At 42.2% G+C, this 13,633-nt stretch carries 16 protein-coding genes; 14 read left to right on the forward strand and 2 right to left on the reverse strand.

The window, feature by feature from the left end; genetic code table 11:
- Positions 1 to 109 precede the first annotated feature (109 nt).
- From WG906_RS00935 to WG906_RS00985, 11 genes are all read left to right on the forward strand, one after another.
- A complete protein-coding gene (locus tag WG906_RS00935; RefSeq protein WP_339990636.1) occupies positions 110 to 463 on the forward strand; it encodes an S-adenosylmethionine decarboxylase family protein in 354 nt (117 codons plus the stop codon).
- A gap of 1 nt (position 464) precedes the next feature.
- A complete protein-coding gene (locus WG906_RS00940; protein WP_339990637.1) occupies positions 465 to 1,817 on the forward strand; it encodes a DUF4178 domain-containing protein in 1,353 nt (450 codons plus the stop codon).
- 34 nt (positions 1,818 to 1,851) lie between these two features.
- Entirely contained in the window at positions 1,852 to 1,992 is a 141-nt protein-coding gene (locus tag WG906_RS00945) for a hypothetical protein (protein WP_339990638.1), read from the forward strand.
- Between the two features lie 6 nt (positions 1,993 to 1,998).
- Entirely contained in the window at positions 1,999 to 2,223 is a 225-nt protein-coding gene (locus WG906_RS00950; protein WP_339990639.1) for a DUF350 domain-containing protein, read from the forward strand.
- 3 nt (positions 2,224 to 2,226) lie between these two features.
- Complete coding sequence (locus tag WG906_RS00955) at positions 2,227 to 3,141, forward strand: hypothetical protein (RefSeq protein WP_339990640.1); 915 nt, start codon at positions 2,227 to 2,229, stop codon at positions 3,139 to 3,141.
- A 5-nt stretch (positions 3,142 to 3,146) separates the two neighbouring features.
- On the forward strand, positions 3,147 to 3,734 hold the full coding sequence (locus tag WG906_RS00960) for a spermine/spermidine synthase domain-containing protein (RefSeq protein ID WP_339991507.1): 588 nt from the start codon (positions 3,147 to 3,149) through the stop codon (positions 3,732 to 3,734).
- Complete coding sequence (locus tag WG906_RS00965; protein WP_339990641.1) at positions 3,712 to 5,397, forward strand: FAD-dependent oxidoreductase; 1,686 nt, start codon at positions 3,712 to 3,714, stop codon at positions 5,395 to 5,397. Before WG906_RS00960 ends, WG906_RS00965 begins: the two co-directional genes overlap by 23 nt.
- Positions 5,375 to 6,457, forward strand: a complete 1,083-nt coding sequence (locus WG906_RS00970; RefSeq protein ID WP_339990642.1) for a hypothetical protein — start codon at positions 5,375 to 5,377, stop codon at positions 6,455 to 6,457. The genes WG906_RS00965 and WG906_RS00970 overlap by 23 nt, the downstream gene beginning before the upstream one ends.
- 73 nt (positions 6,458 to 6,530) lie before the next feature.
- Positions 6,531 to 7,001 carry a hypothetical protein gene (locus WG906_RS00975; protein ID WP_339990643.1) on the forward strand — a complete coding sequence of 157 codons (471 nt, stop codon included), beginning with the start codon at positions 6,531 to 6,533 and terminating at the stop codon, positions 6,999 to 7,001.
- A 277-nt stretch (positions 7,002 to 7,278) separates the two neighbouring features.
- Positions 7,279 to 7,728: an SRPBCC family protein gene (locus tag WG906_RS00980; RefSeq protein ID WP_339990644.1), complete on the forward strand. Its 450-nt coding sequence runs from the start codon at positions 7,279 to 7,281 to the stop codon at positions 7,726 to 7,728.
- A 1,379-nt stretch (positions 7,729 to 9,107) separates the two neighbouring features.
- Positions 9,108 to 9,926, forward strand: a complete 819-nt coding sequence (locus tag WG906_RS00985) for a 3-keto-disaccharide hydrolase (protein ID WP_339990645.1) — start codon at positions 9,108 to 9,110, stop codon at positions 9,924 to 9,926.
- 137 nt (positions 9,927 to 10,063) lie between these two features.
- Here WG906_RS00985 and WG906_RS00990 read toward each other — a convergent pair whose 3' ends face one another.
- A complete protein-coding gene (locus tag WG906_RS00990) occupies positions 10,064 to 10,306 on the reverse strand; it encodes a hypothetical protein (RefSeq protein WP_339990646.1) in 243 nt (80 codons plus the stop codon).
- A gap of 38 nt (positions 10,307 to 10,344) precedes the next feature.
- Here WG906_RS00990 and WG906_RS00995 point away from each other — a divergent pair, with 38 nt between their 5' ends.
- The 3 genes from WG906_RS00995 (at position 10,345) to WG906_RS01005 (ending at position 12,691) form a co-directional block, all read left to right on the forward strand.
- The gene (locus tag WG906_RS00995; protein WP_339990647.1) at positions 10,345 to 10,512 is read left to right on the forward strand and encodes a hypothetical protein; all 168 of its coding nucleotides are present in this window, start codon (positions 10,345 to 10,347) and stop codon (positions 10,510 to 10,512) included.
- Between the two features lie 231 nt (positions 10,513 to 10,743).
- Complete coding sequence (locus tag WG906_RS01000) at positions 10,744 to 11,766, forward strand: LLM class flavin-dependent oxidoreductase (protein WP_339990648.1); 1,023 nt, start codon at positions 10,744 to 10,746, stop codon at positions 11,764 to 11,766.
- Positions 11,767 to 11,986: 220 nt separating this feature from the next.
- Complete coding sequence (locus WG906_RS01005) at positions 11,987 to 12,691, forward strand: hypothetical protein (protein WP_339990649.1); 705 nt, start codon at positions 11,987 to 11,989, stop codon at positions 12,689 to 12,691.
- Between the two features lie 194 nt (positions 12,692 to 12,885).
- Here WG906_RS01005 and WG906_RS01010 read toward each other — a convergent pair whose 3' ends face one another.
- Positions 12,886 to 13,560, reverse strand: coding sequence for a hypothetical protein (locus tag WG906_RS01010; protein WP_339990650.1), 675 nt, complete (start codon positions 13,558 to 13,560; stop codon positions 12,886 to 12,888).
- Between the last annotated feature and the right edge of the window lie 73 nt (positions 13,561 to 13,633).

Raw genomic sequence — 13,633 nt, forward strand, 5'->3', positions numbered from 1 at the left:
TATCATTTTTAACACAAAAGAAAAAAAAGAAAGCCCATCCTCAAAGCTGTGCTTAAAGTAAAATTTTACATACCAAAAGAATTTCTATTTTTGAGTGCCTTATCGCAAAATGGAATATAAACCGGGATTACACATCTTAGCTGAGTTTAGCACAGAAAATTATGATCTGCTGTATTCCTCCAAGCCCTGTCGTGAGCTGTTCTGCAATTTAATTTCTTCATTTGGTCTTTCCAAAGTAGGAGAAGTTTATCACGATTTTGAGAGCGGAGGCTTTACGGCAGTTGTATGTCTTACCGAATCACATCTCTCTATCCACACATGGCCGGAGTTTAAGTTGGCAACATTTGATATTTTCTTATCAAACTATCAGAAAGATAACTCAGACAAAGTAAAAGCGATTTACGGCGAAGTGCTAAGTTTTTTTGAAGGTACCGAGAAACAGAAAACTGAAGTAACTCGTTAGGATGGCTACAGTAAATCAGTTATCTTTTCCTACACCAGAAACTTTCGGGTGTCCGACCTGCGGAGAGAATATTACTCTTTATGACCCTGATGGAAGTGAGTTTTGCATTTGCGTGGCTTGTCAATCCTATATCCGCTTTATTTCCCAAAATACACCAAAAGCACAAAAGAAGATAAAACCAGTAATAGCTAAGCCCATTATCCCTTTAGGTACTGAAGGTACTTTGAAGGAGCATAAGTTTAAGCTTATAGCTTATTTGGAAAAAGAGGAAAAAGAAACTGCCTATACGTGGAAAGAATATCTTTTATATAATTATGAGAAGGGATATGCAACACTAGCCGAATTTGGCGGACATTGGAATTTTATCGTGGATAAAAATTGGGAGCCATCTCTCGAAAAAGCCTACAGTGATTCAACATCAGCTACTCATCAGAATATTGAATACCGGGTTTTTAATAAATATACCCCCGTTACAACGGCGCTTATTGGCGAGTTGGATTGGGATGTTCTGCTCGATAGCCCTAAAACCAACGAATATATCGCTCCTCCTTTCATATTAACCAGAGAAAGCGATAGTCCGGGCAGTAAAACTGTTCAATACTTCTGGGGTGAATATACTGAGCCTGAAGAGATTGCAAATGGGTTCGGACTGGATGTAAATTCATTTCCCGCAAAAGAAGGAATCGGCGCAAACCAACCGTCCAGGCATTCAGTGAGTTTCGATACTCTGGCGAAATACACCATGCTTGCGATATTTTTCATGATGTTAATGCACTTTATAATAAAAATTATAAAGCCGGAAAAAGACCTTATAAATAGTGATTACAATATTATGTTTGACCTGGGTCCTTCTCATGTTGACTCCACAGGATCGCTTAGCTGGGGACCAGGAACATATGAGTTTAAACCGTTTTTGACTCCCTCCTTTGAGCAAAAAGATGGAAATGTACCTCTTGAAATTGAAGTTGGTTCTAATGTTGATAACAATTGGATGGAAGCCACAGTCATTCTGGTAAATGACCGAACAAATGAAACCTGGGAAGTAACAAAGGGTGCCGAATATTACCATGGTTATGAAGGTGGTGAACGCTGGACGGAGGGTTCCAAAAAAGCCTCAATTATACTTTCCGAGATACCGGAAGGAAAGTATCATTTAAATATTTTCCCCGCTTCTGGCGACCCGAGTCAAACATTTCTGCATATTCGGGTCACTTCAAACGTCACCTTATGGAGGAATATTTTCTTAGCGATATTCATACTAAGCCTCTACCCTCTTTATTGCTGGTACACGATGAGAAACTTTGAAAAACAACGCTGGATGAACAGCGATCATTCACCTTATGAATCCGAATAATATGAGCAGACCGGTAAAAATTTACATCGCTTTCATGATTTTAGTTATAGGATCCTACAGCTATGCGACGTGGAACGGAATGACTTACTGGGAGGATAAAGCAGAAAGAAATACACAATTTAACAACCATAGCCGCGGCCATTCAGGCTACGTCGGAAGATTTTACCATAAATAAAATAATATGAGCCTGCACGAATTAATCAATTACAAGTACCTTGTGGCATCAGTAGTTTACTCTGTACTTGGTATTCTGATCCTGGTAATCGCTTTTTGGATCATCGAAAGGATCACTCCCGAAAACATGTGGAAGGAGATTGTTGACAAGCAGAATATTGCGCTTGCAATAGTGTGTGCTGCCTTTATGATTGCAGTGGCTATAATCATAAGCTCTGCAATTCACAGTTAGAATATGAATAAAAAGCTTCCCGCACTCCTACTGCTTTCCGTATTTGTGGTGGCAACGTGCGGGCTAATCTACGAACTGATTGCGGGTACACTTGCCAGCTACCTTCTTGGCGATTCCGTCACCCAATTTTCTACCATCATTGGGGTTTATCTTTTCTCAATGGGTATAGGCAGCTGGCTGTCTAAGTACTTTGAAAAAAATATCCTTTCGTGGTTTATTCAAATTGAGATCCTGGTGGGAATTGTTGGAGGCACAAGCTCAACCTTACTGTTCTTACTATTTGAGAATATCGCTTCTTTCAGGATCTTGCTTTACGGCTTAGTCTCTCTTACCGGGATCTTAGTAGGACTCGAAATTCCTTTATTAATGCGAATCCTTCAAAACCGCTATGAATTTAAAGATCTGGTTTCTAAAGTTTTTACCTTCGATTACATTGGCGCCTTGCTTGCCTCACTAATCTTTCCTCTGTTTCTCATCCCCTATCTTGGCCTTGTTAAAACGGCTTATCTTTTCGGAATATTAAATGTCGCTGTTGCCTTGATTGTCTGTGTCAATTTCAAAAAAGATATACCTGCTGCAAAATATTTACAATCTGCTTCAATTATAAGTATGCTGGCGCTTGTGCTGGGATTCGTATACGCCGAAACGATCACAAGCTTTTCAGAAAGCATGAGCTATAGCGATACTATAATTTACTCTAAAAGCACACCTTATCAACGAATCATTCTTACTAAGCGTGGAAAAATCCTGCGCTTGTTTCTTAACGGAAATCTTCAATTTAGTTCTGATGATGAATACCGTTATCATGAGGCTTTAGTTCATCCTGGCTTAAGCTCTTTACCCGCGGCAAAACATATATTAGTGAGGGTGGAGGAGATGGGCTGGCAGTACGTGAGATTCTCAAATATCCAGAAATAGAAACGATTACCCTTGTCGATCTTGATAAAGGCATGACTTCGCTTTTTCAGAAAAACAGCATGCTTCTGTCTCTCAATAATAAATCATTACTATCATCAAAAGTTAAAGTGATTAATGCTGATGCATTTTCATGGGTCAGGGAACAGAAAAAAAAGTTCGATTTTATAGTAGTTGATTTTCCCGACCCTTCGAATTATTCTGTAGGAAAATTATACTCCAATTCATTCTACAAGCTGATAAAGGAACTATTAGCTCCAGAAGGAATAATAGTCGTACAGTCTACGTCGCCCTATGTTGCGCCTAAATCTTTTTGGACGGTGAACAAGACATTGGAGTCGGTAGGCTTACATACTGTTCCTTATCATAATTATGTACCCTCTTTTGGAGAATGGGGATATATTATGGCAATGAAAAAACCGTACTACAAAAAACCTGCAAAGTTTGCTGCCGGACTAAAATATATCAGCAGGGAAAGCCTGGATCAAATGTTTTATTTCCCCAAGGATATGGCAAAACGGGAAACGGAAGTAAATAAGCTGAACAACCAGGTGCTGGTAAAGTATTTCGAAGATGAGTGGGCAGAGGTTCTTTAATAAACAGAATGTATTAAAAAGTATTAACAGAAGAAGCTTCCTGCTGCGGGCCGGACTTTTAAGTTCCGGCATTATGCTGGGTGCATGCCTTAAGAAATTAAAGCCGGGAAATCCTGAGTATTCGCATATTAAAGGAAGTTTAAAAGGTCCCGATTCGAAAGCTGGCCATATCTTAAGAGATAAAATCGTCTTACCCACACCTTCATCTGCAAGGAACGTTAAAACGCTTATCATAGGGGGCGGAATTTCAGGCTTATCCGCTGCACGCTGGTTAAAGAAAAATGGACATCATGATTTCGAATTGCTTGAGCTAGAAGATTATATTGGCGGCAACTCTTCTTTCAGAAAAAATAAAACATCCTCTTATCCTTTAGGTGCCCACTATATCACCTTGGCTAATAACCATGATAAAGAGCTGATTGATTTTCTGGAGGAAAGTGATATTATAACTCATTATGAAGGCGAGCTTCCTTTTTATAATGAATATACTTTATGCTTTGACCCTGAAGAAAGGCTTTTAATAAACGGTCAATGGCAGGAAAGTTTAATCCCTGAGTTTGGAGTATCCGAAAAAGATAAAAAAGAAATAAAATCCTTTCTTAAACTAACTGAAGAATTAAAAGCGGCAAAAGGAAATGATGGAAAATATGCTTTTGATATTCCATTAGCTAACAGTTCATCCGATCCTCAATACAGGAACCTCGATAAGATCTCTTTTAAAAACTACTTAAAGGAAAAGGGATTTACCTCCGAATACTTATTATGGTACCTGGAATATTGCACCAAGGACGATTACGGACAGAAATTGCATGCTGTATCTGCATGGGCAGGCTTACACTATTTTTCAGCAAGAAAAGGCAAAGCTTCTAATGCAGAAAGCAACGCCGTAATTACCTGGCCCGAAGGCAATGGCCGTCTGATGAAATATCTCGCTGATCAGGTTAAAGGCCATATCAAATCATCTTCCTTGACTTACAGTATTACAGAAACTTCTGAAGGAAGGCTTGTTGTGAATGTTTTCGATCTGAAAAAGGGAGCTTCTTATACGATATTAGCAGATAAAATTATACTCGCATCGCCACAATACGTAAATAACAAATTACTTCGAGGATGGAAGCGCGACGGGATTGATTCTTTGGATTTCAATTATGCCCCATGGATAATCGCTAATATCACTGTTAAAGCATTGCCCGATAATAAAGGGACGCGCTTATGCTGGGATAATGTGGCTTATAATACTGCCTCAGTAGGCTATATTAACGCTACTCAACAAAGTCTCAAGACTTCAGAGGAAAAAAAGGTTCTGACTTATTATCTTCCTTTGTGCGACCACGATACAAGAGTTTCCAGGTTAGCTGCATATGCGCGTACATACGAGCAATGGCTTGACATCATTATTCCGGAAATGGAACACATGCACCCAAACATCACCGAAAATATAGAAGAGGTTGAGCTTTGGGTATGGGGTCACGGAATGATCAGCCCCGCTCCGGGGTTTATATGGGGACAAAGCCGACAAAATGCGTTGAAACCGATCGGTAATAAATTATTCTTTGCACATACGGATTTGAGTGGTATTTCTATTTTCGAAGAAGCTTTTCACCATGGTATCAGGGCAGCAAACGAAGTTTTAGCATCTTATGAAACGGATCAAAGCCTTTAAACAGCCCTGGATTAATTCGGCGTTCTCGGATAGTGTCTTTATTCTGATGCCCCCTTTCCTTGCGCTTTTCATAGTTGCTTTATTTCCGCAGCAATTTAAGGAGTCGGAGGAAATGCCATTAATATACTGGCTAGTCCTGATTGTTTTTATTGATGTGGCTCATGTTTACAGCACACTGTACCGAACTTACTTTAATCCATCAGAGTATAAAGAGAAGCAATCTCTGTTAATTTCCATTCCCGTTCTCTGTTATGTAACGGGAGTTATCTTTTATACTATCGACGCATTTCTGTTCTGGAGAATTTTAGCGTATCTAGCCGTGTTTCATTTCATCAGGCAACAGTATGGATTTATGCGGCTTTATTCCCGGTTAGAATATAAAACACGCCTGTATTCCCTAATCAATTCTTTAACCATTTATTCATCTACCCTGTATCCGCTATTATACTGGCATTTAAATCCTCACCGTAATTTCAACTGGCTTATCGAAGGAGATTTCTGGCAGTACAAATCTCAGTTCCTATCAGACATGGGTTTGGTAATGTATCTGGCGGTTTTGGGTATGTATCTCCTGAAAGAGGCCTATTTATACCATATTTCAAAAGAAGTAAATATACCCCGTAATTTGTTAGTTCTCGGAACAGCGCTATCCTGGTTTTTTGGAATTGTCTACTTCAACGGCGATCTGGCTTTTACTACATTAAATGTTATATCACATGGTATACCATACATGGCATTGATCTGGTTTTTTGAAAAGAACAAAATTCAAAATAATCAGAAGATGACAAGCTCATTTCTGAAGGTTTCTTTTGGGAAATATGACATTGTTATATTTATTCTTATCCTTTCTGTATTTGCCTACTTTGAAGAGGGATTATGGGATGGATTAATATGGAAAGAACATTCCACGATATTTCGCCCCTTTGCTTTTCTTCCACAAATTGAAGAGAAGAAATTGCTCTCCTTACTGGTTCCCTTGCTTGCTTTGCCACAGGCAACACATTATGTACTCGATGCGTTTATTTGGGGAAGGCGGAATACAAAGAGCATTACAAATTAGTTATACTTCAACGAAATGTATACTTCTTAGTTCTTTATTATATGTATTTTTATAATCGATACCAGAGCTAATCATGAAAATACCACTTCTTATTTATGTGCCCGTAATATTGTTTTTCATTGCTGCCTGCGGTGGAGAAAAGAACAAAAAGACCAGCCAGAGTGACAATGATTCTGTCGCAATAAAACCCGAATGTTATATTGCAGTCTTCCAGAAAGATACGGCGTATCTGAACATTAAGCGTCTTGAGAGTGCAAAAATCGAAGGAAATCTTCTAATCCAGTACTGGAACAATCCTAAAAATGAAGGTAAAATTGCAGGCCGAATCAATGGAGATACCTTGTTTGCTGATTATACATACACTGTTGGAACTTATAAGGAAATGATTAAAAACCCCCTCGCATTTCTGCTGAAGAATGACAGTCTGATTCTCGGTGTGGGCGAGATCGAAACGAAGATGGGCAGGTCTTATTTTAAACCGGGAGTGCCCATAAGTTTTGACCGGGGACGGTTCAGGTTCATCAAGACCGAGTGCAGTGATTAATCCTGATATCATGCAACCGGAGATATTTGCCAAAAAGGAATCGCGAGCTTGTTGTAATGATGCCTGTCTGTGATTAAAGCGCGAAAACATGTTTTCTCATTTTTCGTTTTTGTCTCATTCAAAAACAGAACATCATTTGTCGCATATCCCCCCTTCAATAGTTGATTTTACTATCATATTTGTGAAGAAATAGTTATATCAAAGTGGAGCAGCTACCACGTAAAAAACGGGCGAACCGAAAAGCCAAACGAGTAGGCATCAAGCAAAAATATTTTTTATGGCAGAAAACAAAGTTTCATTGCACAGAGTAATTAAAGCTTCTCCTGAAAAGGTATATCGTGCCTTCACCGAAGCCCTGGCCATCGCCTCATGGTTGCCGCCCTATGGTTTTCTTTGTACCGTACATGAGATGAACCTGAAGGTTGGCGGAACCTTTAAAATGTCTTTTCAAAATTTTACCACCGGCAACAGCCACTCATTTGGCGGGGAATATGTAGAGCTAAAACCCAATGAGTTTCTGAAATACACAGATAAATTTGACGACCCTAACCTGCCGGATGTTATGACCACTTCCGTTTGGATTCAAAAAACATCTGTAGGCACCGAACTGAAAGTACTGCAGGAAGGCATCCCGGCTGTTATACCTGTAGAAATGTGTTATCTCGGCTGGCAGGAATCGCTGGAAAAGCTCATCAAGCTGGTGGAGCCTGAAATACCGGATGCCTGAGTTAGCGTCATGCTGAGCCTGTCGAAGCATAGAGCCTGTCGAAGCATAGAGCCTGTCGAAGCATAGAGCCTGTCGAAGCATCCCCCCTTTGTTGGTGCCCCCACCAACATATCTGCTTCTCCTCCGTTGTTGATGTTTATACCTAAGGGAATATATTATTTTAATGATATGAACACCGTATGAACGGGCATTTTGTGTGGGTTAACCTTTCTCTCCCTCGGGGTGAGATGCCGTAAGGCAGAGAGGGTTTGCGCTTTACATGATTTTTCCTCCATTCAATTCATGGGGGTTTTGTTGGTGATTACACCAACAAAGGGAAAACTCTGTATGGATAGGCGTCTTGTGTGGGTTTGCCTTTCTCTCCCTCGGGGAGAGATGCCGTAAGGCAGAGAGGGTTTGCACTTTACAGGATTTTTCCTCTATTCAATTCATGGGCGTTTTGTTAGTGCGGACACCAACAAAGCGAATTGGTGTCCCCACCATAGCCGTTAACTCTGTATGAATGGGCATCTTGTGTGGGTTTGCCTTTCTCTCCCTCGGGGAGAGATGCCGTAAGGCAGAGAGGGTTTGCACTTTACAGGATTTTTCCTCTATTCAATTCATGGGCGTTTTGTTAGTGAGGACACCAACAAAGGGAAAGAACGTTTGTCATCTCGACGACAGGAGAGATCCCTGGCAATACGACTGACAAAGCGCTTTAAGATTATTTGGTGAGGACAGGGGCGTCTTGTGTGGGTTAACCTTTCTCTCCCTCGGGGAGAGATGCCGTAAGGCAGAGAGGGTTTGCACTTTACATATTTTTCATCCATTCAATTCATGGGCGTTTTGTTGGGGAGGACACCAACAAAGGGAAAGAACGTTTGTCATCTCGACGACAGGAGAGATCCCAGGCAATACGACTGACAATGCGCTTTAAGATTATTTGGTGAGCACAGGGGCGTCTTGTGTGGGTTAACCTTTCTCTCCCTCGGGGAGAGATGCCGTAAGGCAGAGAGGGTTTGCACTTTACATATTTTTCATCCATTCAATTCATGGGCGTTTTGCTGGGGGACACCAACAAAGGGAAAACTCTGTATGAATAGGCGTCTTGTGTGGGTTGGCCTTTCTCTCCCTCCGGGAGAGATGCCGTAGGCAGAGAGGGTTTGCGCTTTACAGGATTTTTCATCCATTCAATTCATGGGCGTTTTGTTGGGGAGGACACCAACAAAGGGAAAAATGAAATAGTTTGCCCCCTAGCTTTTTCGGGCTAAATTAGCCTTGCCAATCAACTGATTTTGGAACTATCGCTTATTCGTTTTACTTTCATGGTTAATGATCGAATCAGATAAAACTTTTACCACCGCTTAGCATAACCCGGGCTTCATTCCAATTAACATATTATGACCTGTACAGAAATTTTCAGCAAGACATTCGTAACCAGATTGGTTTATTTTTCCGCTAGTCTTATACTATTGACCGGCAGTAATCTTCCCGGGGCTTCAGCGCAATCTGCGTCCGGGAAAGAGCAGGTATTAGCTCCGCGACCCGCGGCCGGTATTTATCCCGCAACCAATGCGGATGACAACTTGAATTTTGTGTCGATTTTTGATGGTAAAACGCTAAATGGCTGGGATGGCGATACAACATTCTGGCGGGCAGAAAATGGTGTTATTATTGGAGAAACAACAGCTGACAAAGTTGTAAAGCTGAATAATTTTTTGATCTGGAGAGGTGCCAGGGTTAAAGACTTTGAGCTAAAAGTAGATTTCAAGATAAATGGAACCAATAGTGGTATACAGTTTAGAAGTACTGAGATGCCCGAACTGGGTAAATGGGTTCTTAAAGGATATCAGGCCGATATTGAGTTTACCAATGGCTATACAGGTAATATACACGAAGAACGCGGACGCAGCGGACACGTGGTATTATCCCGTCGAGGTGAAGTGACCAGAGCGGTAGAGGGGCCGGCATTTAAAACTGTAGCTACCATTGCAGATCCTACTCTATTAAAGGGGGTAATTAATATAGGCGGATGGAATCAGTATCATATCATAGCCCGCGGGCCTGTAATTTTGCAAATTATAAACGGCCAGTTAATAAGCGTGCTACTCGATGAGGATTCGAAGAACTTTACTGCCGAAGGTGTCATCGGTTTTCAAATGCATACAGGCAGGCCTTTTAAAATAGAATACCGTAATATCCTTTACAAAGCACTTTAATTTTCTATTCCCATGGGCGTCATGCTGAGCTTGTCGAAGCATGAGCCTGTCGAAGCATGAGCCCGTCCAAGCATGAGCCCCAGCTAAGATAATCATGTCCTGAGTGGCCCGCGTCGCGTCATGCTGAGCCTGTAGCGTCATGCTGAGCTTGTCGAAGCATAGAGCCTGTCGAAGCATAGAGCCTGTCGAAGCATAGAGCCTGTCGAAGCATAGAGCCTGTCGAAGCATAAAGCCCGTCGAAGCATAGAGCGGCAGCTAAGATAATCGTCTCCTAAGCCCCGAGTAGCGTCATGCTGTCCAAACTGCTCAAACCTGAACTGCTGAACGAACCAAACACCCAGCATCATTACCTGGTAACTGATCTCTGGGTAAACTGGCATCTCTCTTGCTTAATAGTTTTATACTAGTATTTAAAAACATGGAAATGCATTTCACACCCAATCCTGAGGAAGCTGAAGGATTGAAGAAAAACAACGGGCAAGAGAGCCCCGGTCAAAACGTCGACGTGGACGAGAGCAGCGAAGCTTTACAGGAAGAAGATACTGAAGGTACCTCGGGCACGGAAGCTCCTAACGAGGAACTTTAGAAAAACCGACAACATAAGCGATAAGGGGTATTTAGCTAAATTATTGCTAAATACCTCTTTTTAGCTCTGCAGGTCAAACCTTTGGGTTTACTAAACAAAGAAAAATGTAGTCCTGAGTCTTCATAATGATTCCGCTGGTCTATCATTTCATTCGTACCTCCTGCCATCCTAATATCAAATTTCATCCGGGGCAGCAGCAACAAGCTGTCTCATTCCTTAAATTTGTGTAGAATGAAAAAAATTGGATTTCTATCGTTCGGACACTGGTCCGACCATCCGGCATATAAAACCCGTACAGCTGCAGATACCTTGCTTCAGTCTATAGACCTGGCTGTAGCAGCAGAGCAGCTCGGTTTAGATGGCGCCTATTTTCGCGTACACCATTTTGCAGCGCAATTGGCATCGCCATTTCCCTTGCTTTCGGCCATTGGCGCTAAAACAAGCAAAATAGAGATTGGAACCGGCGTAATCGATATGCGCTATGAAAATCCGCTGTATATGGTGGAAGATGCAGGTGCCGCCGATCTGATTTCAGGGGGGCGTTTACAATTAGGAATCAGCAGGGGCTCGCCCGAACAAGTCATCGAGGGCTGGCGCTATTTTGGGTACGAACCTGCCGAGGGTGAAACCGACGCAGATATGGGACGCAAAAAGGCTTTAGAGTTTTTAGATAAATTAAAAGGTGTCGGATTTGCCGAGCCTAATCCCTACCCCATGTTTCCTAATCCGCCGGGCTTGCTACGCTTAGAGCCCCACTCGGAAGGATTGCGCGATCGTATCTGGTGGGGTGCTGCATCTAATGCTACAGCTGTTTGGGCGGCCGAACAGGGAATGCACCTGCAAAGCTCTACCTTAAAGTTTGATGAAGGCGGCAAGCCTTTCCATATGCAGCAGGCAGAACAAATCCGCATATTTAAAGAAGCGTGGAAAAAAGCAGGACACCAGCGCGAGCCAAGGGTGTCTGTGAGCCGGTCTATTTTTGCACTGGTAACAAATGAAGACAGGCAGTACTTCGGCGGGCAAGGTAAAGGGGCAGATACTTTCGGCTACATAGAGCGTGATAAACGCGCTGTCTTTGGAAGGAGCTATGCAGCGGAGCCCGATAAACTGATTGAAGAACTGGCCGGGGATGAAGTTATACAGGAAGCAGATACCATACTTTTGACAATCCCCAATACCCTGGGCGTTGATTACAATGTGCATGTATTGTCGTCAATTCTGGACCATGTAGCTCCCGGATTAGGGTGGCGGTAGGATTGGAAAATATAGAAGGACTGACAAGAACAGTGAGGCCTCCTCGCCCTTTAGCGGATCGGATGATCTTATAGCCTTTGTCGCTTGCAGATCAGCCATTTTCAAACAGGGCGTTTTGTCATCTCGACGAAGGAGAGATCTTAAAGCAATATGCCAGCAAATCGGCTAAGATCCTTCCTTGGGTCGGGATGACAAAGCGGATTAGCCTGCATTGTGCCAAATGTCATCCCTATTCCCCTTTGTTGATGTCTCCACAAACAATCCTCTGTTCTGGTTCGGAATGAATTTGAGACATCCGCTTGCAAGCCTAAGGTTAAGCTTTAACTTTACATTAAAATTAAACATGCCCGCCTGCCCTTACATTTTTTCTTTAAGCAGACCTGACAGCGTTGAAGACAACCTGAGAGCGTTATTTTCGGTTGCAGGCCACATATCACCTTTGCAAGGTTCCACCATCGGAGGAATACAGACGACCATATACATCACCAGGAAAGCAACAAAGACCAAGGAAAAACTACTGAATGAGCTTAACTCCTTAGGCGTTTACTCAGACATCAGATTGGTTGAATTGAGCGGTTCTATGATTGCATCTGCCTTGTCAGACTTGCGGGATTTGTATCGGAAAGCCCGATATGATGCAAGCCGGCTGAGCGACGATGAACTAAGGGCGTATGTTTCGGATTTATTACAGCACCGGTACCGCTATTACCTGGCATCGAACCTGAACTCGAACAAGCAAGGTTTTGAGTTATCACTGGAACCTGTTCCAACAGAACACCAAATAAGTGATGAACAGCGGAAACTATTGCTTGAAGAAGAACAAAATGAATCGTTTCCGGAATTGATAAGCGAAACAATTATTTGTTATTCGACACCCATTGAAGATGAGGAGCCTCCCCCTCCCCCGGACTGGCAGATGGAGTAAGGAGTTCTATTGGTTCGGGAAAACACCCCAGGGAAGTAGAGATCTTAAAGCAATATGCCAGCAAATCGGCTAAGATCCCTCCTTGGGTCGGGATCACAAAGCGGATTATTAACGAAGGCTTTGCTTTTATCCTAGATAAAGATTCTCTGCTACTTTATCCCTTTTAAATCAATGGGGTTGTGAATTGAAGAATTTTACATAAAATTATCGCCACGGTTATTAGGGGATCGTTTTCCGCCGCCCTTACCACCTTGGCCGTTACTTTTTCCGCCTCGGGAATCTGATCCTAAAGGTAATCGAACGCCTAATTGCAATATGGAATGAGCGGGAACGAGGTTTGTGCCGGTGACGCCCGTTTGTGTATTACTCGTATTCCCCGATGGAATTGCAAAACCTGCTTCGGCAAATATCAGGGGCGAGCCTATCCTAAATTGAGTACCCAAATTGAGATTAAATGTAAGTCCGTTTAATTTCTCATTCTGTGTAGTTGTTGCTGCGCTGGATACTGCTTTATACTCGCCAAGTACGTAGCTTATACCAAGAGGAAAATACAGACTGAAATTATTATCGTATCCGCCTATGAGATGAAATATGCCGAATAAGTTACCGGATATAAATGAGCTGGTTTGCTCATAACTGCCAGCGCCGTAGTCTATGGTTTGCTTAACAGGCAGACTATAGGCGACGCCGAGAGCTACAGCCTTCTTTCTGGAAATATTGTATGCACCCCGTAGCTGTATGCCCGGCGTGGCGTTGCCAATATCGCTTCCATAGTTTGAGTAAGTAGCGCCTGCGCTTAAATTAATTTGTGCGTTCGATGAAAAAGTGAACGTGCCTAATACGGCCAGAGCAAGTAACGTTTTCTTCATAAAATTCTCCCAAGATATATAAATTCAACTGATTTATTAAGAATAAATAAAGGTCCCTGCACTGAGTCTGTTA

Origin of the sequence: Pedobacter superstes, assembly GCF_037622515.1 — a bacterium.
Taxonomy (GTDB): Bacteria; Bacteroidota; Bacteroidia; order Sphingobacteriales; family Sphingobacteriaceae; genus Paradesertivirga; species Paradesertivirga superstes.